The sequence below is a fragment of the Methylobacterium sp. J-026 genome (assembly GCF_022829585.1).
GTDB lineage: Bacteria > Pseudomonadota > Alphaproteobacteria > Rhizobiales > Beijerinckiaceae > Methylobacterium.
This window is the reverse complement of record NZ_JAKSYC010000267.1, coordinates 56128-81665: the sequence shown is the minus strand read 5'-3', so window position 1 is coordinate 81665 and position 25538 is coordinate 56128. Positions and strand designations below refer to the sequence as shown.

Here is a 25538-nt window from a genome sequence, read left to right as displayed (position 1 = left end):
GCGGGTCAACAAGGCGGTCGAGCCGATGACCGACCAGGATCACCTGCACGTGGCCGACCGCTGGGACCTGGCCGAGGACGGCATCGGCGACTGCGAGGATTTCCAGCTGCTCAAGCGCCACCTGCTGGCCGAGGCCGGCCTACCGCGCCGGGCGATGCGCATGACCGTGGTGATCGACGAGAAGGGCGAGGGCCACGCCGTGCTCACGCTGATCACCGACCGGGGCGACCTCGTGCTCGACAACAAGACCAGCGCGATCCTGCCCTGGCACAAGACCGGCTATGTGTTCATCAAGCGCGAGAGCCAGGACGCCGTCGCCTGGGTCTCCCTCGGCGGCGTCACCTCCCCGGTCACGACCGCAAACCGCTGAGCGGGGCAGGACGGCCGATGGGGCGCCGGTCCGGCGGGGGATCGGGGGAGGGCGGTTAACCGGGTGCTAACCCGCTCCGCGCCACCCTGTCCCGGGACGGACGGAGTGCCCGATCGATGCCGCCAGCCCGCCATATCTTGCCGGTGCCCATCGCCGTGGCGATGCTCGTCCTCGGCCTGTCCTGCACGGCCGGGGCGGCCGGGGCGGCCGGCGAGACCGCGACGCGGCACACGATCTGGCGCGACTGCCTCGCCCGCAATTTCCGGATTCACGCGGCGCTGACCGCACGGGATCGGGCCGCCGACGCCGCCTTCCGCGCGTGCCGGACTCCCGAGAGCGCCTATCTCGACGCCCTGGCGGGCTCCCCGCTCCTCGACGACGAGGACGTGACCCACGCCCGTCCGTTGCTGGCCGGCCGCCTCCGGGCATGGTTGATCGGCGGCGGTTCCGGCTGAGGCCGGAGCGGCGCCCGAACGGCGATCCGGGTTTCGAACGGATGCGCTACGGCGCTCGCCGCCGCGCCGGACGCCGGTTCGCCTCGCCCGAGGGTGACCGGGGCCGCGCGCAGAACGCCCGCCGCCTCGTCGCGAGCATCAGCCCGGACCGGGGATCGGCGCGATGCGCCCCATCCTCAAACCCCGCAGGCGCAGCAGCTCCTGACGTTGGCGATCCTCTGCTCGGGCGCGCCGTAGCTGAAATTCTTCGCGCCGTACGCTCTCCAGTAGGTGATCCACTGCCGGACATAGTACGGGCCATTCGGGGCCGTTGCCAGACGATGCGCGGCCCAACAATCGGCCAGCTTCTTGGAACTGGTATGGATCGCCAGGATCGCATAGGCGTGAACAAGATCGAAATGACTCGCATCCGCCACCTGAGAATCGACAATCCTGGCGCGTACCGGACAGTAGAAGATCCCGTCCGACTTCGCCGTGGCGACCTCGTCCCGCGTTACGGAACAGTTGTTCGTGACCGGGACATCGAGTAGCCCGCCGGCCGGACTCCATTGTGAGTCGGCGGAGCAGATTAAGAATGTGTATAGAATAAAAATTGCGCTGCAATAACGGACGATCGTCATGACGGGCTACCGAATCATTCTTTGCGAACGGTTTGTAGCAGGAATTTGCATCGTGGGCTTGCCGACCGGATGCCCACACGTTGTGGGACCGGCAGGGTGCGTCCACCATCATGCGCGGTGACTCCGCAGGCTGCGACCGCGGCCGGGCATCCCAGCCCGAGGCGTGACGCGGCCCGGCGCGGCTACCCCTTGAGCCTGGCCTTGATCCGTCGGGTCAGCCCGTCGCGGACATCGCGATAGGCGTCCAGGCGCTGCTCCCGGGAGGCGTCCTGCAGCAGCGTCGGGTCCGGGGTCGGCCAGTATTCCACGTCGGCCGCGAGCGTGTGCGTCAGGGCGAGGGCCCGGTGGTGGGCCTCCGGCGCGAGGGTGATGATGAGGTCGAAGTTCAGCCCCTCCCAGTCCTCCAACTCCTCGATGGTGCGGGGGCGGTGCCGGCTCGCGTCGATGCCGAGTTCGTCGAGCGCCGCGATCATGAAGGGGTCCGTCGGCTCGCCGGAGCGCACCCCGGCGGACTGCACGTAGGTCGACTTGCCGAAATAGGCGCGCGCGATCGCCTCCGCGGCCACCGAGCGCACGGCGTTGTAGTTGCACATGAACAGGACCGACTGGACCCGCCGCTTCTTGGGAATGGTCTCGGGGACGGGGTCAGCCATCGCGCTCGGGGCCGGACGGCGCCCTAGCCCTTCCAGTGCAGGGCGAAGATCAGGGTGAACAGGCGGCGCGCCGTGTCGTGGTCGAGGTCGACCTTGCCTTCGAGGCGCTGCCGCAGGGTCTCGGACGCCTCGTTGTGCAGGCCCCGCCGTCCCATGTCGATCGCCTCGATCTGCGACGGGGAGGCGGTGCGGATCGCGTTGTAATAGCTCTCGCAGATCATCTCGTAGTCGCGGATCACCCGCCGGAACGGCGTCAGCGACAGGAGGTGCGTCATCACCGGATCGCCCTCCACGGTGCCGATCGCGAAGGACAGCTTGTTCTCCACCAGGCCCAGCGTCAGGACATAGGGGCCCTCGCGCCCGGGGATGGCGAAGACGTTGTCCTCCAGGATGTCGAACAGGGCGATCGCCCGCTCGTGCTCCTGGTCCGGGTTGCCGCGGGCGATGGACGCCTCGTCCAGGCTCACCTTCGCGAGGCGGTTCGGCCCGCGCTGCTTCTCCGCCATCCCCAAAACCTCACAGGTTCAACCGGATCGCGACGGAGCGGGCATGCCCCTCCAGGCCCTCGGACCGGCCGAGGGTTATCGCCGCCGGGCCGAGCGCCCGCAAGCTCTCCGGGGTGCAGGCCAGGATCGTGGTCCGCTTCATGAAGTCGAGCACCCCGAGCCCCGAGGAGAACCGCGCCGAGCGGGCGGTGGGCAGGACGTGGTTGGGGCCGCCGACATAGTCGCCGATCGCCTCCGGCGTGTGGGAGCCGAGGAAGATCGCCCCGGCATTGCGGACCTTGGCGGCCAGTGCCTCGGCATCCTGGGTCTCGATCTCCAGGTGCTCGGGGGCGAGGCGGTCGACCAGCGGGACGGCCTCGTCGAAGTCGCGCACCCGGATGACGGCGCCGTAATCGCGCCAGCTCGCCCGGGCGATCTCCCGGCGGGGCAGGGTGGTGAGCGCGCGCTCGACCGCCGCCTCCACGGCACCGGCGAGATCGGCGCTGTCGGTGACCAGGATCGCCTGGGCGGCCACGTCGTGCTCGGCCTGGGCCAGGAGGTCCGCGGCGATCCAGTCCGGATTGGCGTGGCCGTCGGCCAGGATCAGCACCTCGGAGGGGCCGGCGATCATGTCGATGCCGACCTGGCCGAACACCCGGCGCTTGGCCGCCGCCACCCAGGCGTTGCCGGGGCCGACGATCTTGGCGACCGGCGCGATGGTGGCGGTGCCGTAGGCGAGTGCCGCGACCGCCTGGGCGCCGCCGACCCGGTAGACCTCGTGGACGCCGGCGAGCTGCGCGGCGGCGAGCACCAGCGGGTTCATCTGCCCATCCGGGGTCGGCACCACCATGACGAGGCGCGGCACGCCGGCGACCCGGGCCGGCAGCGCGTTCATCAGCACCGAGGAGGGGTAGCTCGCCGTCCCGCCCGGCACGTAGAGGCCGACCGATTCCAGCGCCGTCCAGCGCCAGCCGGCCGTCACCCCTAGGGCGTCGGTGGCGCGGTGATCCGTCGGCCGCTGGGCGCGGTGGAAGCCCTCGATCCGCTCCGCGGCCAGGCGCAGGGCCCCCAGGGCGTCCGGCGGGCAGGCGGCGACCGCAGCGGCGATCTCCGCCTCGGTGACCCGGAGGGTCCCGGCGGAAAACGCCGCCCCGAGCCGGTCGAACCGCCGCGTGAAGTCCACCAGGGCGTCGTCGCCCCGGGCGACCACGTCGGCGATGATGCCGCGCACGGCCTCGTCCACGTCCTCGGAAATCTCGCGCTTGACCGTGAGCAGCCGCGCGAAATCGGCGGCGAAATGCGGATCTGTGCTGTCGAGCCGGACCATCGGAAGCCTCTGTCTCCTCTCAGGCCGCCGGGCCGGGGGCCGGGTTGGCCCTGTCGATGCTGGTCCTGTCGAGATCGATCCGGTCGACGTCGTGGCCGGGGCGCGTGGCCGCCTCCCAGACCGGACCGAGATCCTTCATCCGGACCTCGATGCATTCGACCTCCAGCCGGACCGCCGCGCCCCCGGAGAAGACGAGATCGACGTGGCCGGAGGGCGCGTCGGTGGCTGCGAAGGTCAGGGCCAGCAGGCTCATGGGCATCGCGTCGTCCCGCACGAGCCCGCGCGTCCTCACGGCGCGGACGCGCTCGACATGCAGGCCGGTGAGGCGCCGCCGGGGCGGGACGTCGGGCGTCCAGTCGAAGCGTCGCGCGACCATCAGGAACCGCTGCTCGTCGCCGAGGTAGGTCAGATCCTCCGGCCGCAGGATCGCGTCCTGGAGATGCGCGGAGATCACGGTCAGGTCCTCGGCGTCGAGGGCGGCGAGCCTGAGCAGCTCCATGAAGCGGTCCTCGGGTGACTCTGGGCCGGGCGGGATGGGGTTGGACGGGATGGCGGCGGGTCGGCGCACGGCAGAGCGTAGGTAGCGGCCCGATCCCGTTCGGGCAACGGCCGCGCCCGCGATCGCGATCCCCCTGCGTTTTCGCCGCGGCACAGGTTCAGGCCAGCCCGAACGCGCAGGATCGCGCGTCCGAGGATTCGAGGCAGGACCGGGATGGGACGGCGGATCACGCATGCGACCGTGGCGGTCTTGGCGATCTTCACCCTGGGCGCGCCGCTCGCCGGTCCCGCGGCGGCGCAGGTCGGCCCGGATCCGAAGGTCTACATCTACGGACAGCCCGGACCGGACCGCTACGAATACGCCCCGTCCAGGCCCGTGCCCCGCCCGCCGCCGCCGCCGGCGGGCGACGACGACTGGGACTGGTCGCGGCGTCCCCCGCCGCCGCCCTACGACGGGTATGAGCGCCCCCGGGATCGGGGCCGCGACTCCTTCGACCGGCGCCGGTGGGACGACAGCGTCTGCGTCACGTCCCGCGGGACCTGCCCGACACCGCCCGCGCCGCCCGACGCGTCCTGCGGCTGCGAGATACCGGGCTTCGGGTACAAGCGCGGCCGGATCGGCGATTGAACGGGGGGCGGCGGTCTCCGTCTTCGTGCGGGCGAAGCGGTTCGCACATCGGGTTTTGGATCGTTCCGGATGGACTTCAGGCCCGCCCCAGAGATGACACGCGCCCTCCCTCCCCCCTCTGCGGGGGAGGGTGCCCCCGGAGGGGGCGGGAGAGGGGAGCGACGCTGCAGAAGGTAGCGTAAGCCTTCATGAGGGCCGCGCCGTCTTCTGAAAACCGGGTTTCCCTCTTGCGGGACTACGTCCCGACCCGACCCCTGCTGACGCTGGGGCCACCCGGCCCCGCAGAGGGGGGAGGAAGACGCGACTGTGTCCGGCCGCTGCCCGCTTTCATCGAAGATGTGGGCATCCGGTAGCCCGCAGAGGGGGCAGGGCGGGCGCGTGGCAGCGCTGGAGCGAGCCTTCGTTCAAGCCGAGGACGATCCGGAGCGGGATGCGTGACTCACGTAGCCCGTACGGCAGAGGGGGCGCGTCGTGCCTTGTCCGGGCGGCCCGTGAACACCGTCACCCCACGTGGCGGGGGAGCCATCGCGCTCAGCCGCCGGCGTCGAGCCTCAAGTCCGGAGCACCCAGGAGCGAGACCGGACCCGGTGCCGCTCACACGCCGTCCGGCGGCAGCGCCTCCGTCACCTCGACGCGGCGGGGGCCGGCATCCGGGGCCGTATCCTCCGTGGCGGTCTCGGTCGGGGCCGGCGCCTTGTCGAGCGCCACCGCCACCGCGGCCACGCCCTGATAGCGATTGAGCCGCCGGTCGATCATGCCGTCGATCCGGCCGTGCAATTCGGCGACCGTCAGGCTGCGGCGCCTGCCGCCGGCCTTCTCGGTGAACAGGCCGCGATTGGCCCGGGCGGCGCTGCGAAACTCCCGGCCCGCGACCTCGTCGGGCTTCTCGGAGGACAGCGACAGGAAACGCCCGGCGCTGGCGGTGCCGAGGAAGTGGGCGAGGTAGAGTTCCGTGGTGGTCAGCGCGCGGCCGAGCCGGGCCTCGATCCGCTCCCGGTCCCGCTTGATCAGTTCGGCGGCCATCAGCGCCGCGATCCGCGGGTCGTTGCGCAGGCCGAGCACCCGGGCGCGCATGGCGCCGGCCACGGTGATCGCATTGCCCCGGCCCTTCACGGCGGCGGCCTCGTCGGCGAGCCCGTAGCGGGCGCCGTAATCGCGGATCATCTCCAGCCAGGTCCGGGCGACGAACTGGAACAGTCCCTGGGCCGAGGAGGTCGCGGCCTTCGCGTCCGTGTCGAAGCTCGATTCCTTATCGGCCAGCGCCATCATGTAGACGGGGTCGACGCCGGCCTCGTCGGAGGCCTTCACGATCGTGTCGACCACCTTGCGCGGCACGGAGCGCTCGCCGAACCGGACCGCGTCCGCGCCCTGATCCTGCGTCATCCGCGGCAGGGCGGCGAGGTCGTCCTGGATCAGCGCCGTCGTGGCGGGCTCCTGCTCCGGCACGGGCAGGCCGTTCCAGTCGGTCGGGGCCTCGGTCGAGGCGTCCTGCGGCACGTCCTGGTCGAGGCTCGACCGCAACGGAAAATCCGGCGCCGGAGCCTCGGCGGCGAGGGCCCGGGCCGCGTGGGGGCTGGTATCGACCCGATCGTGGGCCTGTGCGGGGGGCGCGAAATAGGCCGGCGCGAAGGCCGCCTGCGGCAATCCGAAACCGGCGACGAGACCCAGGGCCAGCGTTCCGGAGACCTGGCGGAGCCGCGCCCGGCCCGAGCGGCGGCCCGTCCCGCGGCCGTCCCGCGGCAGCCATGCCACCGCGTCATCCTCGAAACGGCTCGCGTTCGGCACGAGTCGGCTCACGTCGTCGGCGCAACGCGCCGGCTCCGGGAAAACCCCCATCACTGGTCCTCTTCAGATCTGTCCCTGCGTCGGCCCGGCATCTGGCGGCCGGGCTCCGTGAAGCGGCGGCCCTATCGGCGCCGGCCGTGACCAGAATGGGACGGCCCGGTGATCCAAGCGTGGCACGGTCAACGAAGGGTTAACCGTGGCCGTTAAGGCCGCGCCGACGCCGCGATCCGGACACGTCTCGCTCTCTGGAGGCGCAAAGTTGTCGCATTCGGCTTGGAACGCCGCACGCCGGAGCCAGTTAGGTACGGCCCCGGGGGGGTCGACCTTTCCGTCCCAAGACGCTTCCCCAAGACGCTTCGCGCGTCCCCAGAAGGACACTATTTTCCGATGAGCATGCAGTCCGGTCGCCGCGTCGGTGTCGCCTTCGTTGGCATGGGGGGCGCCGTCGCCACCACCGCCATCGCCGGCATCGAGATGATCAAATCCGGCTCGAACCGGCTCGACGGGCTGCCGCTCGCCGGCCTCTCCGTGGCGGGCATGGCCGATTACAAGGACCTGGTCTTCGGCGGCTGGGACCTGAACGGCGATGACCTCGCGTCCGCGGCGAGCGGCCACGGCGTGCTCTCGAAGGACGACATCGAGGACGGCGCCACGGCGCTGAAGGGCATCACCCCCTGGCCGGCCGTGGGCAGCGCCAAGTTTTGCAAGAACATCGACGGCCAGAACCGCATCGTCGCCCGGGACCACCGCGAGGCGGTCTCGGTCATCGCCAACGACCTGCGCCGGTTCCAGAAGGAGAGCAACCTCGACGACGTCGTGGTGGTGAACCTCGCCTCCACGGAACGCTGGCCCGATCTGAACGACCCGACCCTGAACTCCACGGCGGCCTTCGAGAAGGGCCTGGATTCGAGCGACGAGGCGATCTCGCCGGCGATGCTCTACGCCTACGCGGCGATCAAGAGCGGCATCCCTTACGCGAACTTCACGCCGAGCGTCGCCGCCGACGTGCCGGCGCTCCTCGATCTCGCCAAGGAGCTGAACGTCCCGGTCGCCGGCAAGGACGGCAAGACCGGACAGACCATGATGAAGACCGTGCTCGCCCCCGCCTTCAAGGCGCGCGCGCTGCATGTCGACGGCTGGTTCTCGACCAACATCCTCGGCAACCGCGACGGCCTCGCCCTGAACGACCCGAACTCGCTGCAGTCGAAGCTCAACACCAAGGGCACGGTGCTCGATTCGATCCTCGGCTACCCGGTCGAGGACCACCTCGTGCACATCCACTATTACCGCCCGCGCGGCGACGACAAGGAGGCCTGGGACAACATCGACGTCACCGGCTTCATGGGCCAGCGCATGCAGATCAAGGTCAACTTCCTCTGCAAGGACTCGATCCTGGCCGCGCCCCTGGTCATCGAGATCGCCCGGGTGCTCGACCTCGCCAACAAGCGCGGCGACGGTGGCGTGCAGGAGCAGCTCTCGACCTTCTTCAAGGCCCCGATGGTCAAGAACGGCCATGGGCCAGAGCACGCCTTCGGCAAGCAGGAGCAGATGCTGCGCGACTGGCTGGGCGTGCACTGACCGGGCGCTGATGCGCCACCGCGCACTCCCCTCCCCGCAAGGGGAGGGGACCCGCGCTTCCGCCTTCGAAAAGTGATGGTCCGGAGGGGCCTGCGCAGAATTCGGTGAACGTCCGCTCGAACCGCCGACCGCTGTCTGAAAGAGCCGATGCCCAGCGAGAACCAAGGATCCGCTACCGGCGCCGCAGCGCCGGAGGCGTTGCGTGACCTTCTGGTCGAGATGAACGACCTCAAGCGCGTCCGCTCGGCGGGCCGCGACGGATCGATCGCCGAGCGGTTGTTCGCGCAGGGCTGGGGCCTCCTCACCGGCGGCACCCCGCCCGAGGATGTCGCCCTGGACATCACCGCCGTCGCCCTCGCGGCGACCCGCCTCTGCGACCTCGACGCGGCCTTCCTGACCGCGGCCGGCTTGTCCGAGGACGCGGCCTCTGCCGTACTGGTCGCGGGTTTCGACGCGGTGACCGGGGATCTCGATCCGGATCTCCGGACCCGGCTGCGCGCCAGGCTGGCGCCGCGCCCGGCGGGCCGGCCCGGTTCGCTGCCCGGTTTCGTCGGCGCCCTGGCGCGGCAGCCGCGGGCGGGCGTGACCTGTCCCGGCCGCGCCCGGATCCTGCTGGAGCCGCCGGAGAACCACGCCGAGCATTGCCTGATCGTGGCGGCCTACGGCGTCTGCCTCAGCCCGTTCTACCGGGCGGATCCGACGACCGTGTTCCTGGCCGCGATGGCGCACCATTTCCACAACGCCGCGATGCCGGATGCCGGCTTCACCGGCGAGATGCTGCTCGGCGACCATCTCGGGCCGATCATGGCGACCACGACCGCCTGGGCGCTCGCCGAACTCGCCGAGCCCCTGCGGGGTCAGGTCGAGCGCGCCCGCGCCGTGCTCCCGGACGACGCCACCGCGGAGGGCCGCGCTTTCCATGCGGCCGATTGCGTCGACCGCGTGCTCCAGATCGCCCAGCACCTGCGCGGGGCTTCGACCACGATGGCGTTGGTGCTCGACGAGTGGGAACTGGTCCATGCCGGGCCTGTGAAGGGTTTCCACGATCGTGTCCTGCGCGACATGCGCATCCCTTGATCGCAGGACCCCGCCGCCCATCTGCCGGGGCGGTCCCGAGAGCCATGATCCCCTTCGAACTCAGATCGCCGGATACCGGCAACGCGCTGAAGGCCGACGGCCCGCACGCCCTGCGCGATGCGGAGACCGGCGCGCGCTGGCCCGTGATCGACGCCATCCCGTACCTGCGCGTCGGCCGCGAGGCCCTGGTCGAGCGGGTGCTGGCCCATCTCGATGCCGGTGAGGCCGACGAGGCGCTGGCCGCCCTGCTCGCGGACCAGGACGATTGGTGGACCGGGCCCCCGGCCGACCCCGCCGGGATCGTCCGGCTGATCAGGGAGCGGCGCACGGCGAGCCTGCGGGACGCCGTGCATCTCCTCGGATGGGGCCGCGTCGGCGACTATTTCCTGCACCGCTGGAGCGACCCGACCTTCCTGGCCGGCCTGTCGCTGCTGGAGGCGCATTGGAACGATCCGATCTGCGTGTTCGAGTTCGCCTGCGGCATCGGCCATTACCTCCGGGCGCTGCAGAGCCGCGGCTGCAAGGTCGCGGGGGCCGACGTGGTCTTCGCCAAGCTCTGGGTCGCCCGCCACTGGGTGGTGGGCGAGAAGGCCCAGCTCGTCTGCTTCGATGCCGGCTCGCCGCACTGGCCGATCCCCGGGGCGCCGGTGGATCTCGTCGCCTGCAACGATGCCTTCTACTTCCTCGACGACAAGGCGACTCTGCTCGACTGCCTGCGCCAGAATGCCGGCGACGACGGCTGGCTGGCCCTGAGCCACATCCACAACCGCGACTGCCCCGGCTTCTCGGCCGGGCGGGCGGTGACCGCCGAGGAGATCGCCGAACTCTTCCCCGACGCCCTGGTCTATGACGACGCGGAGCTGACCCGGGCGCTGGTCGCGGCGCGGGCACCGTCCCCGCAGGAGCCAGCCGCCCTGGGGACCTGCGAGGCCTTCTCGGTGGTGTGCGGTCCCGGCATGCGCCCGGCGCCGCGCGCGCTGGTGGATGGTCTCACCCTACCGAAGCCCGGGACGGTGCTGCGGCTCAACCCGTTGTACGAGCCGGTCGCGGCGGGTTCCCTCCCTCCCCCCTCTGCGGGGGAGGATGGCCCTCGCGTCAGCGAGGGTCGGGAGAGGGGAGCGACGGTTCAGGAAGAAGCACCGACCTTCGTGACGGCCGCGTTCCTTCCGGACGCCGGGCTCCCCTCTCCCGACCCCCTTCGGGGGCCACCTTTTCCCGCGGAGGGGAAAGGGAGTGATGCGGAGCCGGTAGCCCACTACGTCATCCGCTGGCCCTCGGAGCGCTACGAGGCGGAATACGCCCCCCGCGCCACCTATCCGATGCGTTCCCCCGGCCCCGAGCACCTGACCTTCGACGGCAGCCTCGACAGGCCGCAAGCGCAGCGCGTCCGGGTCCGCGAGTTCGTCGACCTGCCGGAGCGGTGGTGATGGATTCGGTCGGCTGGGGCATCGTCGGCTACGGGTGGGTCGCCCGCGACTACATGGAGCCGGGCATCCGGGCCGCCGGGCACCGGCTGGTCGCGGTCTGCGATCCGGACCCGGCGAGCCGAGCCGCGGCGGAAGGCGTGGGGGCCCGGGGCCATGCCGATCTTGCCGGCCTCCTCGCCGAGCCCGAGGTCGAGGCGGTCTACGTGGCGACGCCGAACCACCTCCACCGCGTCGCCGTCGAGGCACTGGCCGCCGCCGGCAAGGCGATCCTGTGTGAGAAGCCCATGGCTGCGACCCTCGGGGACGCGCAGGCCATCGCGCACGCGGTCGAGTCCAAAACAATCTTCTACGGGACGGCCTTCGACCAGCGGCATCATCCGGCCCACCGGGCGATCCGCGCCCAGGTCGAGGCCGGGCGGCTCGGGACCGTGACGGCCGTTCGGATCGTCTATGCCTGCTGGCTCGGGCGCGACTGGTCCGAGGCCGGCCAGCCGAACTGGCGGATCGATGCCGCGCAGGCCGGCGGCGGCGCGCTGATGGACCTCGCCCCGCACGGACTCGACCTTGTCGATTTCCTGCTCGATGAGCCGATCACCGCCATCGCGGCCCTCACCCAGACCCGCGCCCAGGATTACGCCGTCGATGACGGCGCCCTGCTGATCGGGAGAACCGCGGGCGGTGCGCTGGCGAGCCTGCACGTCGCCTACAATTGCCCCGACGCGCTGCCCCGCCGCCGCCTGGAGGTGGTCGGCACCAGGGGCCTGCTCGTGGCCGAGAACACGATGGGCCAGACCGCCGGCGGCTCGCTGACCTTCATCGACGGCGCCAGCGGCCGCGCGGAGCCGCTCGCCTTCGACGCCGAGAGCTCGCCCTTCACCGAACAGGTCCGCGCCTTCGGCTCGGCCCTGCGCCGGCCCGAGGAGCGGGCGGCCTGGTCGGCGGCGCGCGATCTTCAAACCATGCGGCTCGTCGCCCGCGCCTACGGGCACGGGTAGCGGACAGGATACGCGATCAGGAACCAACCCCGGCATCTTTCACGCAATCCCTCATCCTGAGGCGACCGCGAAGCGGGCCTCGAAGGCGGGCTTCAGTCGGCCGCGCGATCCCGGGAGCCCTCCTTCGAGGCCTCCGCTGCGCTCGGGCACCTCAGGATGAGGGGGCGGATCGGATGAGGCGATGCAGGAGGCGGTTCGAGGCAGACGGGAACACGACGTGAGCAACGCAGACGCCAACCACGACCAGGACGACCGCGCCCGCCACGAGCGGATCAAGGCGCCGCGCCCCTACCGCTTCGGCGCCAGGCGGCCGATCGAGGGCCTGCCCGAGACCCTGCCGGACCCGGTCAGGGCCTATCTCGATGTCCTGCCCGAGGGGCGCATCGTCGGTTTCCCGCTGGCGCCCCTCGACCGCACCGGCGTGCCGGTCTGGTTCGTGGCCCTGTTCCTCGACGACCCGTTCTTCGTCGGCGCCATGCCGTCGGGCATCGGCTACGGCGCCACCGACGACGAGGCGCTGATCGGCGCGGTCGCCGAGATCGCCGAGAATCTGATGCCCTCGCTCGCCGTGCTGCCGCGGGCCAAGGAGCGGGCGAGCTACAACGATCTGGCGCGCGTCTACGGCGCCAAATCCGTCGCCGACCCGCTCACCCTCTGCCTGCCCGCCGGCTCCCCGGTCGGCCGCGACACGGTGCTGGAATGGACGCCGACGGTGCGGCACGCCACCGGCGCGATCGTGCTGATGCCGCTCGATATCGCGGCCACCGACTATTTCGAGCTGTCGGAGGGCTACAAACCCTTCACCAACCTGATCACCAATGGCCTCGGCGCCGGGCCCGACGTGCCCTTCGCCCTGGGCCACGGTGTCTTGGAACTGCTCCAGCGGGACGGCAACGGCCTCCTGTTCCGGGCCCTCGATCAGGGGGTGATGCTCGACCTCGACGGCATCGGCCCGGAGAACGCCGCCATGCTGGCCCGGCTGAAGGACCTCGGGATCCGGGCGCTGCCGAAATTTGCCACCGACCAGTTCGGCCTGACCAACCTCTACGTCGTCGGCTACGACGCGGATCCGGCCCGCACCCCGGCCCCGATCGCCCTCTCGGCCTGCGGCGAGGCCTGCGATCCGGATCGGGACCGGGCCCTGCGCAAGGCGCTGCTGGAGTTCCAGGCCGCCCGGGTCCGCAAGACCTTCGGGCACGGCCCCCTCGATATGGCCGCCACCGTGACCCCGCCGGGCTACATCGACGCCTTCATCGAGAAGGCGCTGCCGAGCCTCGACCTCGAAGAGAGCCGCGCCCTTCAGGCGATGCTCGAATGGATCGAGATGCCGGCCGCCGACCTCCGCGGGGTTCTCGCCGACACGGTCTATTCCGAGCGGAGCACCAAGCGTTTTTCGGAATTGCCCTCCACCCCGGCGCCCGACGGCCATGCCCGCGGAAAGATCGCCTGCGACCGCCTGCTCGAAGCCGGCTTCGACGTGCTCTACGTCGATTGCACGCCCCCGGGCGGCGGGGTCGGGGTCGTGAAGGCGATCGTGCTGGGGCTCGAGGTCGAGACCATGAGCTACTACCGGATCGGCGAGCGCAACACGCGGAAGCTCCTCGACCGCGACCACCCGCTGATCCGCTTCGGCACGGAGAGCGAGACCCTGCGCCCGGTGCGCCTCACCCCGGAGGCTCTGGAGCGGTTCGGCGGCCAGCCGCTGTTCGACGTGGCCCTGGCCGAGCGGATCGTCGGGCGCCACTATCCGCTCTACCGCGAGCCGGAATCGCACCACGCGCCGTTCCGCCTCGCCCAGCGGAAGGGGAGGGCGGCATGACGCTCCGGTTCGCCTACAACACCAACGGCGCGGCCAACCACCGCCTCGACGACGCGCTCCACCTGATCAAGGCCGCGGGCTACGACGGCGTGGCCCTGACGCTGGACATCCACCACCTCGACCCGTTCGCCGAGGCCTGGGCCGCGGAGGCAGGCCGGGTCGCGAGCCTGCTGGAGAAGCTGGAACTGGCCTGCGTCATCGAGACCGGCGCCCGCTTCCTCCTCGACCCGGGCGCCAAGCACGAGCCGACGCTGGTCACCGCCGACGCCGCGGGCCGCAGCCGCCGGGTCGGCTTCCTCAAGCGGGCGGTCGAGATCGGCGCCATGCTCTCCGCGGAGGCGGTCTCCTTCTGGGCGGGCGTGCCCAAGCCCGGGGTGGACCACGGCGAGGCCCGGCACTGGCTGGCGGAGGGGCTGCATACGGTGGCCGCCTTCGCCACCGAGGCCGGCATCGTGCCCTGCCTGGAGCCCGAGCCCGGCATGCTGATCGAGACGCTCGACGATTTCGCCGCCCTCGACGTGCCGGGGCTGAAGCTCGCCCTCGATACCGGCCATTGCCTCGTGACCGGCGAACGCGAGCCGGCCGCGGCCGTGCGCGAGTTCGCCGACCGGATCGGCACCGTGGCGATCGAGGACATGAAGCGCGGCAGCCACATCCACCTGCCCTTCGGCGAGGGCGACATGGACGTTCCGGGGGTGCTGGAGGCGCTGGAGGCGGTCGGCTTCGGCAAGCTGATCTGCGTCGAGCTCTCCCGGGAGAGCCACCGGGCGGACGTGATGATCCCGCAGGCGCTGGACTATCTCCGCGGTTGCCGGCGCGCGGGCCCCGTGCTGACGGGCGCTCAGGAGACCCGGCGGCAATGGCAGTGACGGTGGCATCGTTGCCAGATGAGGGCAATGGCCGGACGCAGGCGCCCTCCCTCCCCCCCCCGCGGGGGAGGGTGGCCCCTGCGTCAGCAGGGGTCGGGAGAGGGGAACCCGGGTCCAGGAGCGGGCAGAGCAGATGTGCGGGCGTGCGCCTCGGTTTGCATCCTCGCTCCCCTCACCCGACCCCCTGCGGGGGCCACCCTCCCCCGCAGGGGGGGGAGGGAGGGCCGAGGTGTCTCCAGCGTATCCTGCCAAACCGGATGGGTGAATCCGATAGCCCACACGGGGGAGAGGCATCTGGCCTCCCGGTGTACCGATGAGAATCCTCTTCCTCAGCCGCCGCTACTTCCCGGCGATATCCGGCATGAGCGTCTACGCGCAGAACCTGCTGCGCGAGCTGGTCGAGGCCGGCCACGACGTGACGATGATCTCGCAGTACCGGGGCGACGCCTTCGGCACCCGGGTCTACGGGGGCGGTCCGCCGCCGCCGGTGCCGGGGGTGCGGGTGATCGGGCTGGAGCAGCTCGGCGAGCAGACCTCCGGCGATTTCGAGCGCGACATCGCCACCATGGTGGACGCCATCGTCCGAGAGCACGCCAAAAAGCCCTTCGACGTGCTGCACGCGCAGTACGGTTATCCCACCGGCTGGGCGGTGCTGCTCGCCGCCCGCAGGCTCGGGGTGCCGAGCGTCGTGTCGATCCAGGGCGGCGACGGCCACTGGGTCGGCTCCTGCTGCGAGACCCACCGGGTCGCCATGTGCGAGGTCCTGGCCCACGCCAACGCCCTGCTGATCGGGGGCGCCTCCTTCGTGGACGAGGTCTGCGGGCGGCTCGGCTCGGACCCCGACCGCTTCACCATCGTGCCCGGCGCGGTCGACACGGGCCGGTTCGCGCAAGGGACGCCGGACGGGCTGCCGGCGCCCCATGCCGGCCCGGTGCGGCTGTTCTATCACGGCCGGGTCGACCGCCGGAAAGGCGTGCTCGACTTCATCCAGGCCCTGGCGATCCTGCGCGAACAGGGCACGCCCTTCGCGGCCACGATCTCGGGGATCGGACCGGATGTGGAGCCGGCCCGGGCCCTCGCCGCGGAACTGGCCTTCCCGGAGCGCGACATCGCCTTCACGGGCTACGCCGAGTACGGCGACGTGCCCGACCTCTACCGCCGGGCCGACGTGTTCGTCTCGCCGACCTACGCGGAGGGCTTCTCCAACACGATCCTGGAGGCGCTGGCGGCCGGGCTCGCCACGGTCTCGTGCCACGCGGTCGGCGTGTCCGACTGCCTGCGCGACGGGGAGAACGGGCTGCTGGTCGATCCGGGCGACGTGCCGGCGCTGGCCGCCGCGCTGACCCGGATCATCACCGACGCAGGATTGCGCCGCCGCCTCGCCACGGCCGGCCTGGCGGAGTGCCGGCGGGTCTATTCCTGGCATGCGGTCGGGCGCCAGATCATGGACGTCTACGGGCGCGTGCGCGGCGAGACGCCGGCGACCGATTTCGCGGAGGATCTGCCCTACGATCCGAGCTGCCGGTTCCGCGCCGAGCCTCACCTGCTTTGACGGCGAATTCGGAATGTCCCACCCACCTCCCTCATCCTGAGGTGCCCGCGTCAGCGGGCCTCGAAGGAGCCCTCCAGCCAGCGCTGCGATCCCCGGAGCCCTTCGTCGAGGCTGCTCCGCAGCACCTCAGGATGCGGGCGCGGGTTGGATCTGTCCAAGCCGATAGGCTCTGACCCATGCCCAAAGCCCTCGCCCTCTCGCCCCATCTCGACGACGCGGCCTTCTCCTGCGGCGGCCTCCTGGCCAGCCTGGCGCGGGACGGCTGGCGCGTGGTGATGGCGACCCTGTTCTCCGGCAGCGTCGCCGACCCGACGGGATTCGCCCTCGCCTGCCAGCTCGACAAGGGCTTGCCGGCGGAGGTCGACTACATGGCCCTGCGCCGGGACGAGGATCGCTGCGCCGCCGCCGAACTCGGCATCGTCCCGCCGGTCCATCTGCCCTTCCGGGAGGCGCCGCACCGGGGCTACGGCTCGGCCCCGGAACTCTTCTCCGACCCGCGCGCCGATGATGCCGTCGCGGCCGATCTGGCGCCCGCCCTCGCGGACCTGATCGCCGCCGAGACTCCCGACCTCCTCCTCGCCCCGCAGGCGATCGGCGGCCATGTCGACCACGTGCAGGCGATCCGGGCACTCGACAGCCTCGGTCCGGCGCAGCCGGTCCTGTGGTGGCGCGACTTCCCCTACACGGTCCGCGAGACCGTACCGCTTGAGCCGCTCGCCGGGCAGTTCATCGACCGGCCCGCGCGCAGGATGCGCCTCGCACCGGAGGCCCAGGCCCGGAAGCGGGCCGCCTGCGCGGCCTATGCCACGCAGATCGGCTTCCAGTTCGGCGGCCCGGCCGGCCTCGACGCGCGGCTCGCCCGGGAGGACGGGATCGAGCGGTTCCGCCTCTCCGGCCGGCTCGACGCGGCGGCGATCCCCGGCCTCGATGCCGGCTGAGCCGCAGGCACCGAAATCGCTCGCCGATCCGGACGCCCTCGCGGCCCGCCGCGCCCTGATCGAGGCCCCGCACATCGCGCCGATCCGGGCCCTGGCCGCGCGGATCGCGGCGGAGCGCGGCGCCCCGGTGCCCGCGCCCGACCCGCTGGACGGCGGCGTCGGCGCCCGGATGCTGCTCCTCCTGGAGACGCCCGGCCCGGCGGTGCTGCGCACCGGCTTCGTCACCCGCGACAGCGCGAACGGCACCGCCGCCAACCTGTTCGGCTTCCTCGCCGGGGCCGGGATCGCCCGGTCCGATACCCTGATCTGGAACGCCGTGCCCTGGCTGATCCACGCGGAGGGTGCCCGCAACCGGGCGCCCCGCCGGGCCGAGGCCGCCGCCGCCGTGCCGTATCTCGCGCCGCTCCTCGACCTGCTGCCGCGCCTCGCCGTGGCGGTGCTGGCCGGCCGGTTCGCCGGAGAAGCGGCGCCCGCATTCGCGGCGCTCCGGCCCGACCTGCCCGTGATCCGGATCCCGCATCCGAGCCCGACCTATGTCTGCACGTCGCCGGAGGTGGCCGCCCGGATCCGGCGCGGCCTGTCGGAGGCCGCGGCGCTCCTGCAGGGGCAAGTCGGCTTGGGCAATCTGACTGAGGGATCGTCGGCTCAGGGATAGTCGGCTTGGGATAGAACGCCCGCCACCGCGGCCCCTTCCCTGGCCTTGCGCGCCGGTTCGGCCTACATGCGGGGCAACGGGCCGCGGTCCGGGATCATCCGGCGCGGGCTCGACGCCCTCGGCGGGGCCGCGCAACCGGAAGGGCGGACGCCGAACGGCATGAACTTTCAGGGACAGCACCGGACGCCGCCCGAACCGGCGGAGCCGGTCCAGCATGACGCCGCGGCCGCGCCGCGGAAGAGCCGGGCCAGCCGCTATGCCTGGATCGGCACGGCCGCCAGCATCGTCCTGTTCGCGGTCTCCCTCGGCGTGCTGTGGAAGCTCGTCCAGAGCGTGAGCTGGGCGGAGGTGCGCACCGCGGTCACGGCGGCGACGGGGGCGCAGCTCGGCCTCGCCTTCCTGTTCGTCGGCATCAGCTACCTGTTCCTCACCGGCTACGACGCGCTGGCCCTGCGCCAGCTCAAGATCAAGGTGCCCTACCGGATCACCGCGCTCGCCTCGTTCACCAGCTACGCGGTGAGCTTCACCCTCGGCTTCCCGCTGCTGACCGCCGGCACCATCCGCTACTGGATCTATGCGCGGCAGGGACTCTCCACGGCCAAGATCGCCGCGCTCACGGTGATCGCAGGCTTCACCTTCTGGCTGGGCATGGGCGTGGTCCTGGGCCTCAGCCTGATCATCGAGGCGGGCCAACTCGCCGGGCTCGCCTTCACGTCGATCCGGATCAACCAGTCGGTGGGCCTCGCCGCGCTGGCCCTGGTGCTCGGCTACCTCGCCTGGGTCTCGGCCAAGAAGCGCAGCATCACCGTCAGGCAATGGCGCCTGGAACTGCCCGGCGCCTCGGTCTCCATCGGCCAGATGATCGTCGGCATCGGCGATGTCTGTGCGGCGGCGGCCGTGCTCTACGTCCTGCTGCCGCCGGAGACGACCCTGGCGTTCACCACCTTCCTGGCGATCTACGTGCTGGCCGCCATGCTGGGCATCGCATCGAACGCCCCCGGCGGCATCGGGGTGTTCGAGGCGACGGTGCTGCTCGCCCTGTCGAGCCTGCCCCGCAACGAGGTTCTGACCTCGCTCCTGCTGTTCCGGGGCTGCTACTATGTCGTGCCGTTCGTGACCGCCCTGGCGATGCTCGGTCTCTACGAGATCGTGAAGCGCGCCGGCGGGGCGCGCGATCCCGGACCGCCGGAGGGCACGGCCGGCCCCTCCGCGCAGGGGTGGCACGACCAGCCCGGACCGCGCTGACCGGACCGGACGGCGATGTCCGACCGCCTGCGCAGCTCCCGAGCCTGGATCGGCGCCGCGACCGCCGCGGGTCTGTTCGGACTCGCGGCCGCGCTTGCCGGGCATCTCGACCTCCCGCTGATCCTCGCGGGTCTCGGCGCGACCGCCATCGGCGGCTGGCTGGGTTCACGCGGCGCGGCGAAATCGCCGCCCCGACCGACGGCGACGGCGCCGCGTCACGCGGTCGCCGAAGCGTTGCTCACCCACGTCCCCGACCCGGTCATCCTGGTGGACCGGCGCACCCTGGTGGTGGAGGCCAACCCGGCCGCCCGGGCGCTGCTGCCGGCCCTGCACCATGGCCGGCCCCTGTCCTTCGCCCTGCGCGATCCGGAGGTCCTCGACAGCGTCGAGGCGGTGCTGAGTTCGGGGATGCCGCGCCGGGTCGCCCTGTCGACCCGGGTCCCCCTGGAGCGGACCTTCGAGGTGCAGATCGGCGCCCTGCCGATGCCCGACGGGTCCGGCGTCAGCGCGCTCCTGTTCCTGCGCGACCTCACCTCGGCCCGGCGCCTGGAGGCGATGCGGGTCGATTTCGTCGCCAATGCCAGCCACGAGCTGCGCACGCCGCTCGCCACCCTGATCGGCTTCATCGAGACCCTGCAGGGCCCCGCCCGCGCCGACACGCAGGCCCGGGAGCGCTTCCTGGAGATCATGCGCGTCCAGGCCCTGCGCATGACCCGGCTGATCGACGACCTGCTGTCGCTGTCCCGAATCGAGCTGCGCGAGCACGTGGCGCCCACCGGCGTGGTCGATCTCGGGGCGCTCGCCCGCCAGATGGTCGACGCGCAGGGCCCCCCCGCCGAGGCCCGGGGCGCCACGATCCGGTTCGAGGACGGCGCCGGGCCCTACCGCGTCCCGGGCGATGCCGACGAACTCACCCGGGTGATCGAGAATCTCATCGAGAACGCCGTGAAGTACGGCGGCGGCCGGATCGGCGTCGGGCTGACCCGGGAGAACGACCCCCGGCTCGGCAGCCGGATCGTCCTGTCGGTGACCGACGACGGGCCGGGCATCCCGCCGGAGCACATCCCACGGCTGACCGAGCGGTTCTACCGGGTCGACGTCGCCTCCAGCCGGGCGCGCGGCGGCACGGGCCTGGGGCTCGCCATCGTCAAGCACAGCCTCAACCGCCACCGCGGCCGGCTCACGATCGAGAGCACGGTCGGGGAGGGGACGGTGGTGCGGGTCAGCCTGCCGGATTACGGGGCCGCCGCCGCGCCGGCGGTGCTCGATCAGGCCAGCGCACCATAGGGCCCGATCCCGAGCCCGGCCTCGACGCGGCCGATCCAGGCCCGGACCGCCGGATAATCCGCGAGGTCGAAGCCGCCTTCATGCGCCATGCGCGTGTAGGCCACCAGCGCCACGTCGGCGAGGGTCAGCGTCGGACCGGCCATGAAGGCAGTGCGTGCGAGGGTCGCCTCCATCAGCCGCAGCGCGTCCGCGCCGCGCTCCGCGAGCTTCGGGTCGAGCGCGTCCGGCGACCGCTTGAGGAAATGAAGCTGGTAACGGCGGACTGCGATGTAGGGCTCGTGGCTATACTGCTCCCAGAACATCCATTGCAGCATGCGCGCCCGGTCGAACGGCGTCCCCGGAACGAGGGCGGAGCCCTCCGCCAGGTAGACGATGATGGCGTTCGATTCCGACAGCACTTCGCCGTCGGGGAAGACGACGATCGGCACCCGCCCGGCCGGGTTGAGCGCCAGGAATTCCGGGGTGCGGGTTCCGCCCCCCGGGACGTCCACATCGCGCCACGTCGCCGGGAGGCCGAGATGGGCGGCGACCCATTTGACCTTCAGGCAGTTCCCGGAGCCCGGATCGCCGTAGATCGTCAGCGGTTCGGCCATGTCGTCCCCCAAGTCCCGGCGCCGGGACGAGCTTGGCCGAAGGCCAGCGATCCGACAAGGATCGGCCGGGGAAACGGAGCCGTTCCCGCGGCCCGTCCTGCACGGAATCCCGGGGCGCATCGCGCTTTCGCCCCATGCGGCCGGGGAAGGGCGAGCGCAGCGGGACCTGATCCTGGACCCGGCGCAGGAAAAAGCCGCGCCAGCGGCTCCGCGTGTGCCCACCCTTGACCAACCCCACCCCGGGATCCCCATCTGATGGGGCATGGACGCCTCGCTCACCTCCGCCGCCCGCCCGAACCCCGTCGCTCTGAACATCCCCGTGGAGGGGATGTCCTGTGCCTCCTGCGTCGGGCGCGTCGAGCGTGCGCTGGCGGCTCTGCCGGGGTCCCGGGACGTCGCCGTCAACCTCGCCACCGGCCGGGCCAGCCTCGTCCTCGGCGGAAGCGCCGGCCCGCTGGAGGCCGCGACGGCGCTGGCGGAGGCGGGATACCCGGTGCCCGAGGCGCAGAGCCTGCTGGCGGTGGAGGGCCTGTCCTGCGCGAGCTGCGTCGGCCGGGTCGAGCGGGCGCTGGCGGCAGTGCCGGGGGTGACCGGCGCCAGCGTCAACCTCGCCGCCGGGCGCGCCGCGATCCGCCACCCCGAGGGGCTGGTGGCGATCCCCGACCTCGTCGCGGCCGTGTCGGCGGCGGGCTATGAGGCCCACCCCCTCGATCTCGCGACGCCCGTCGATCCGGCCGCCCGCCGGGCCGAGGAGGGCCGGGCCCTGCGCCGCGACCTGATCGTGGCCGCGCTCCTCGCGGCGCCCGTCGTGGTCCTGGATATGGGGGGTCACGTCCTGCCCGGCCTGCACGGCGGCCGGGTGACGGCGCTGGTCCAGGCGGTTCTGGCGACTCTGGTGCTCGCCGGGCCGGGCCGGCGCTTCTTCCTGCGCGGCGTCCCGGGCCTGCTCCGCGGGCACCCGGACATGAACGCCCTCGTCGCCCTCGGGGCGGGGGCCGCCTACCTCTATTCCCTGGTCTCGGTCGCGGCGCCCGGCCTCCTGCCCGCCGGCGCGGCGCATCTCTACTTCGAGGCGAGCGTGCTGATCGTCACGCTGATCCTGCTTGGCCGGACCCTCGAGGCCGGCGCCAAGGGCCGGACCGGCGCGGCCATCGCCCGGCTGATGGACCTCGCGCCCAAGACCGCCCGGGTGGTCCGCGACGGCGCCGAAGCCGATGTGCCGCTGGCCGCGCTGCGCCTGGGCGACGTGGTCCGGGTGCGCCCGGGCGAGCGCGTCGCCGCCGACGGCGTGGTGGTGGCCGGCACCGGCCACGTCGACGAGAGCATGGTCACCGGCGAGCCGGCGCCGGTCCGCAAGGCGGCGGGCGACCGGATGGTCGGCGGCACCCTCAACGGCCGCGGCAGCCTCGACCTGCGGGTCGAGGCTTTAGGCGGCGCCACCGTGCTCGCCCAGATCACCGCCATGGTCGAGCGGGCGCAGGGCGGCAAGCTGCCGATCCAGGCCCTGGTCGACCGGGTGACCGGGCGCTTCGTCCCGGCGGTGATCGGGATCGCCGCGGCGACCTTCCTGGGCTGGCTGCTGCTTGGCCCGGCGCCCGCTCTGGGGACCGCCCTGGTCAACGCCGTCGCGGTGCTGATCATCGCCTGCCCCTGCGCCATGGGCCTCGCGACCCCGACCGCCATCATGGTCGGCACCGGCCGGGCGGCGGCCCGGGGCGTGCTGTTCCGCGATGGCGCCGCCCTGCAGCGCCTGCGCGACGTGCGGGTCGTGGCCCTCGACAAGACCGGCACCCTGACCGAGGGCCGCCCCCGGCTCACGGACTTCCACGTCCGGCCCGGGATCGCCGAGGACGCGGCGCTGGCCCTCGCCGCCGGGCTGGAGACGCGCTCCGAGCATCCCCTGGCGGAGGCCGTTGTGGCGGCGGCGCGCGGGCGCGGGCTCGTGCTGCCCGAGCCGGAGCGCTTCGAGGCGGTGGAGGGGTTCGGCGTCTCGGGCCGGGTCGCGGGGAGGGACGTCGCGCTCGGCGCGCCGCGCTACCTTGACCGGCTCGGCATCGCCCGGGACCCGGACCTCGACGCCCGGGCCGGTCTCCTGGCCGAGGCGGGGCGCAGCCCCATCCACCTCGCCCTCGACGGCCGCCACGCCGCCGTGCTCGCGGTGGCCGATCCCGTGAAGACGGGCGCCCGCGCGGCGGTGGCGGCCCTGAAGGCGCAGGGTCTCACCGTCGCGATGGTGACGGGCGACGATCCCGGCGCTGCCGCCGGTGTCGCCCGGAGCCTCGGCATCGACCTCGTGGCCGCGGGGGTCCTGCCGGGCGGGAAGGTCGAGGCGGTCCGGCAGTTCCGGGCGGCGCACGGCCCCGTGGCCTTCGTGGGCGACGGCATCAACGACGCGCCGGCGCTCGCCGAGGCCGATGTCGGGCTCGCCATCGGCACCGGCACCGACATCGCCGTGGACAGCGCCGACGTGGTGCTGATGTCGGGCGCCCTCGACGCCCTGGTGGAGGCGCTGGCGCTCTCGCGGGCCGTCATGGCCAACATCCGGCAGAACCTGTTCTGGGCCTTCGCCTACAACGCGGCGCTGATCCCGATCGCGGCGGGTTTGCTGGTGCCGTTCGGGGGCCCCGCCCTGTCGCCGGTGCTGGCAGCGGGCGCGATGGCGTTCTCCAGCGTCTTCGTCCTGGGCAACGCCCTCCGCCTGCGCCGGGCCGGCGGCGCGATGCCGACGGCCGTTCCCAAGGCAGCTTGAGCGTGGAGGTCCATAGCGCGCGCGGAAAACCCCCGGCTCAGTCGCCGCGGATGCGCCAGACCCTGAGCGCCGAACCGCCGGGCATGTCGCCGACCGGCGCGAGCCAGGCCGGGGCCGGTGCGGTGCCGCGGGCGAGGCTGGTGGCGAAGGGCTCGGGGCCGCCCGCCTCGGCCCCGTCGAGGGCGGATGTGCAGAGCAGCAGATAGTCGGCGCCGCGCTCCCGGGCGACCCGCCGCACGGTCGCCTGCGAACCCGCCGACGCCTCGATCGCGGCCCGCAACCCGACGCCGTTGCGGTGGTAGGGCGCGGCGACGACCGTGTGATGGGTCATCAGCAGGATGGCCGGCCCCAGATCGATCGCGCCGAGCACGAGCCCCGGCGGCAGGCGGTCGAGCGCCGCGTAGGCGGCCGGCGCGGTGCAGGCCTTCCAGTTCCCGTCGGCCACCGTCTGCGCCCCGATGGCGGCCGGTGCCAGGAGGCGCGCGGGCTGCTCGGCGGCGATGGCCCAGACCTTCCCGAGCATCGTCAGGGCCACGACGATCAGGGCCATCCGGTGCAGGCTCGACACGGGCCCCCGCAGCGCCAGGATGGCGCGGTCCAGGGCGATCGCCCCCATGAGCGGCACGAAGGCCCCCGCGATGTAGAGGCCCCGCGCCTGTCCGAGGGCGATCAGGGTGCCCGGGACGATCAGCGTTGCCACGACGACGAAGAAGCGGCGGCGGTCCGGCGCCCGCTCGCGGATCGCCATCGCACCGGCATAAAGGGCCGTCGCCACCAGGGGCGCGATGTTGGACAGGGCCACGTCCGGCTGGCTGCGCAGGATCTGCGGGAAGGCGCGCATCTCGTCGACCTGATCGAGCCAGGCGGTCCGCACGAGGGCATCCATGCCGGCGAACGGGCCGGCCAGGCAGGCCGGCGCGATCCCGGCGAACCCGGCCACCGTCGCCGCGCCGACGACGGCCGCCACGGCGCAGCGCCCGGTCCGGCCGAGACCGCGGCCATCCGCCGCCAGGGCCGCGCCGCCGAGGATTGCCGCCCCCGCCGCGAGCAGGAGCCAGGGCGGGGACAGCGCGTCGCAGGCCGGGACGCCCCAGAGGGCCGGTGCCGTCTGCACGCCGAACAACAGAAGGCTCGCCCCGAACAGGCCGGCCCCGTACCCGGCGAGCATGCCGGAGGCGCGTTCCCCGCGGGCGATCCAGTCCGCCAGGAGCAGCAGCCCGGCCGCCGCGATGACCGGCACGGTCTCGAGGCCGATCGCCAGCGACAGCCCGGCGACGAGCCCGGCCGCGAGGCCCCGCCGCATCCGCCGGGCCGGATCGGCCAGCGCCAGGGCGATCGCCAGCATGGCGCAGAGCTGCGCGTTGTGGTGGTCGATCCGGCCGAAGCGGAAGACGTTCAGGAACACGGCGGTCTGGGGCGCGACGAACAGCACGAGCAGAGCCGCGCGCCAACCGAACAGCCGGCGCATGCCGAGGCCGGCGAGCACCCCGTAGAGGAGGAACAGCAGCGCCGGCCACAGGGAAACGGCGGCGGCCTCCGCCAGCGCGCGGCCGAGGAGGGGCGTGAGCGCCAGGACGAGGCCGGCGATCGGCAGGTCGATCAGGCGGGACCAGTGCGAGGCGATCCCCGCCGGGGGCAGCATCCGGTGCTGCACGCTGTCGAACCAGCCCTGGCCGGCCAGGAGGTCGCGCACGCCGACGAGGCGCATCATGTCGTCGGTATCGGGCAGCCGCAGCCCGTCGACGATGGGCGCGAGGCCGCGCGGATCGTAGAGGCCGAACAGGGCGACCAGGGCCAGCGCGACCAGGACGGCCGGGCTGTCGAAGGGCGAACGCCCCGCCCCCGCGCGGCGGACGGGCGGCGTTCCGACAAGGCTGGTCATTCAGGGGTCCCGGGCTCGGCGGCATGGTCGCATCACGGGCTTACCGGGTCG

At 72.6% G+C, this 25538-nt stretch carries 24 protein-coding genes; 16 read left to right on the top strand and 8 right to left on the bottom strand.

Annotation, left to right across the window (positions count from 1 at the left end; all coding sequences use genetic code 11):
* Nucleotides 1-370, top strand: a 370-nt coding sequence (locus tag MKK69_RS22720) for a transglutaminase-like cysteine peptidase (RefSeq protein WP_243968142.1), incomplete at its 5' end; no start/stop codon positions are given.
* 116 nt (nucleotides 371-486) lie between these two features.
* Entirely contained in the window at nucleotides 487-825 is a 339-nt protein-coding gene (locus tag MKK69_RS22715) for a hypothetical protein (protein WP_243971692.1), read from the top strand.
* A gap of 176 nt (nucleotides 826-1001) precedes the next feature.
* On the opposite strand, the gene MKK69_RS22710 is transcribed toward MKK69_RS22715, so the two are convergent.
* Together MKK69_RS22710 and MKK69_RS22705 are read right to left on the bottom strand one after the other, a co-directional pair.
* Entirely contained in the window at nucleotides 1002-1445 is a 444-nt protein-coding gene (locus MKK69_RS22710) for a hypothetical protein (protein ID WP_243971690.1), read from the bottom strand.
* A gap of 182 nt (nucleotides 1446-1627) precedes the next feature.
* Complete coding sequence (locus tag MKK69_RS22705; RefSeq protein ID WP_243971688.1) at nucleotides 1628-2098, bottom strand: low molecular weight phosphatase family protein; 471 nt, start codon at nucleotides 2096-2098, stop codon at nucleotides 1628-1630.
* On the opposite strand from MKK69_RS22705, the gene MKK69_RS31400 reads away from it, so the two are divergent.
* Nucleotides 2073-2156: a hypothetical protein gene (locus tag MKK69_RS31400; RefSeq protein ID WP_409564864.1), complete on the top strand. Its 84-nt coding sequence runs from the start codon at nucleotides 2073-2075 to the stop codon at nucleotides 2154-2156. The genes MKK69_RS22705 and MKK69_RS31400 overlap by 26 nt on opposite strands.
* On the opposite strand, the gene MKK69_RS22700 is transcribed toward MKK69_RS31400, so the two are convergent.
* The 3 genes from MKK69_RS22700 to MKK69_RS22690 are packed head-to-tail and all read right to left on the bottom strand — an operon-like array spanning nucleotide 2122 to nucleotide 4409.
* Nucleotides 2122-2604, bottom strand: a complete 483-nt coding sequence (locus tag MKK69_RS22700; RefSeq protein ID WP_243971686.1) for a UPF0262 family protein — start codon at nucleotides 2602-2604, stop codon at nucleotides 2122-2124. The two genes, MKK69_RS31400 and MKK69_RS22700, sit on opposite strands and share 35 nt — an antisense overlap.
* Before the next feature lie 10 nt (nucleotides 2605-2614).
* Complete coding sequence (gene hisD, locus MKK69_RS22695; protein WP_243971684.1) at nucleotides 2615-3910, bottom strand: histidinol dehydrogenase; 1296 nt, start codon at nucleotides 3908-3910, stop codon at nucleotides 2615-2617.
* A 19-nt stretch (nucleotides 3911-3929) separates the two neighbouring features.
* A complete protein-coding gene (locus MKK69_RS22690; protein ID WP_243971682.1) occupies nucleotides 3930-4409 on the bottom strand; it encodes a DUF2948 family protein in 480 nt (159 codons plus the stop codon).
* Nucleotides 4410-4622: 213 nt separating this feature from the next.
* Between MKK69_RS22690 and MKK69_RS22685 the strand changes: the two genes are divergently transcribed.
* The gene (locus tag MKK69_RS22685) at nucleotides 4623-5036 is read left to right on the top strand and encodes a hypothetical protein (protein WP_243971681.1); all 414 of its coding nucleotides are present in this window, start codon (nucleotides 4623-4625) and stop codon (nucleotides 5034-5036) included.
* Between the two features lie 594 nt (nucleotides 5037-5630).
* Here MKK69_RS22685 and MKK69_RS22680 read toward each other — a convergent pair.
* The gene (locus tag MKK69_RS22680; protein WP_243971679.1) at nucleotides 5631-6872 is read right to left on the bottom strand and encodes a transglycosylase SLT domain-containing protein; all 1242 of its coding nucleotides are present in this window, start codon (nucleotides 6870-6872) and stop codon (nucleotides 5631-5633) included.
* 336 nt (nucleotides 6873-7208) lie between these two features.
* Here MKK69_RS22680 and MKK69_RS22675 point away from each other — a divergent pair, with 336 nt between their 5' ends.
* From MKK69_RS22675 to MKK69_RS22625, 11 genes are all read left to right on the top strand, one after another.
* Nucleotides 7209-8399 carry an inositol-3-phosphate synthase gene (locus tag MKK69_RS22675; RefSeq protein WP_243971677.1) on the top strand — a complete coding sequence of 397 codons (1191 nt, stop codon included), beginning with the start codon at nucleotides 7209-7211 and terminating at the stop codon, nucleotides 8397-8399.
* Nucleotides 8400-8546: 147 nt separating this feature from the next.
* On the top strand, nucleotides 8547-9476 hold the full coding sequence (locus MKK69_RS22670) for an HD domain-containing protein (RefSeq protein WP_243971675.1): 930 nt from the start codon (nucleotides 8547-8549) through the stop codon (nucleotides 9474-9476).
* Between the two features lie 44 nt (nucleotides 9477-9520).
* On the top strand, nucleotides 9521-10903 hold the full coding sequence (locus tag MKK69_RS22665) for a methyltransferase domain-containing protein (protein WP_243971673.1): 1383 nt from the start codon (nucleotides 9521-9523) through the stop codon (nucleotides 10901-10903).
* Nucleotides 10903-11898, top strand: coding sequence for a Gfo/Idh/MocA family protein (locus MKK69_RS22660; RefSeq protein ID WP_243971671.1), 996 nt, complete (start codon nucleotides 10903-10905; stop codon nucleotides 11896-11898). Before MKK69_RS22665 ends, MKK69_RS22660 begins: the two co-directional genes overlap by 1 nt.
* A gap of 181 nt (nucleotides 11899-12079) precedes the next feature.
* Nucleotides 12080-13717: a YcaO-like family protein gene (locus MKK69_RS22655; protein ID WP_279598558.1), complete on the top strand. Its 1638-nt coding sequence runs from the start codon at nucleotides 12080-12082 to the stop codon at nucleotides 13715-13717.
* Nucleotides 13714-14586, top strand: a complete 873-nt coding sequence (locus MKK69_RS22650) for a sugar phosphate isomerase/epimerase family protein (RefSeq protein WP_243971667.1) — start codon at nucleotides 13714-13716, stop codon at nucleotides 14584-14586. The genes MKK69_RS22655 and MKK69_RS22650 overlap by 4 nt, the downstream gene beginning before the upstream one ends.
* Nucleotides 14587-14899: 313 nt before the next feature.
* Nucleotides 14900-16138, top strand: coding sequence for a glycosyltransferase family 4 protein (locus MKK69_RS22645; protein ID WP_243971665.1), 1239 nt, complete (start codon nucleotides 14900-14902; stop codon nucleotides 16136-16138).
* A gap of 176 nt (nucleotides 16139-16314) precedes the next feature.
* The gene (locus MKK69_RS22640; protein ID WP_243971664.1) at nucleotides 16315-17076 is read left to right on the top strand and encodes a PIG-L deacetylase family protein; all 762 of its coding nucleotides are present in this window, start codon (nucleotides 16315-16317) and stop codon (nucleotides 17074-17076) included.
* Nucleotides 17066-17731 carry a uracil-DNA glycosylase gene (locus tag MKK69_RS22635; protein WP_243971662.1) on the top strand — a complete coding sequence of 222 codons (666 nt, stop codon included), beginning with the start codon at nucleotides 17066-17068 and terminating at the stop codon, nucleotides 17729-17731. Before MKK69_RS22640 ends, MKK69_RS22635 begins: the two co-directional genes overlap by 11 nt.
* A 159-nt stretch (nucleotides 17732-17890) precedes the next feature.
* On the top strand, nucleotides 17891-18976 hold the full coding sequence (locus MKK69_RS22630; RefSeq protein ID WP_243971660.1) for a lysylphosphatidylglycerol synthase domain-containing protein: 1086 nt from the start codon (nucleotides 17891-17893) through the stop codon (nucleotides 18974-18976).
* Nucleotides 18977-18991: 15 nt separating this feature from the next.
* Nucleotides 18992-20263: an ATP-binding protein gene (locus MKK69_RS22625; protein ID WP_243971657.1), complete on the top strand. Its 1272-nt coding sequence runs from the start codon at nucleotides 18992-18994 to the stop codon at nucleotides 20261-20263.
* Here MKK69_RS22625 and MKK69_RS22620 read toward each other — a convergent pair.
* Complete coding sequence (locus MKK69_RS22620; protein ID WP_243971655.1) at nucleotides 20245-20856, bottom strand: glutathione S-transferase family protein; 612 nt, start codon at nucleotides 20854-20856, stop codon at nucleotides 20245-20247. The genes MKK69_RS22625 and MKK69_RS22620 overlap by 19 nt on opposite strands.
* Before the next feature lie 262 nt (nucleotides 20857-21118).
* On the opposite strand from MKK69_RS22620, the gene MKK69_RS22615 reads away from it, so the two are divergent.
* Nucleotides 21119-23605, top strand: coding sequence for a heavy metal translocating P-type ATPase (locus tag MKK69_RS22615; protein WP_243971653.1), 2487 nt, complete (start codon nucleotides 21119-21121; stop codon nucleotides 23603-23605).
* Between the two features lie 37 nt (nucleotides 23606-23642).
* Here the strand turns inward: MKK69_RS22615 and MKK69_RS22610 are convergent, their stop codons facing one another.
* Complete coding sequence (locus MKK69_RS22610) at nucleotides 23643-25487, bottom strand: hypothetical protein (RefSeq protein ID WP_243971651.1); 1845 nt, start codon at nucleotides 25485-25487, stop codon at nucleotides 23643-23645.
* Nucleotides 25488-25538 lie beyond the last annotated feature (51 nt).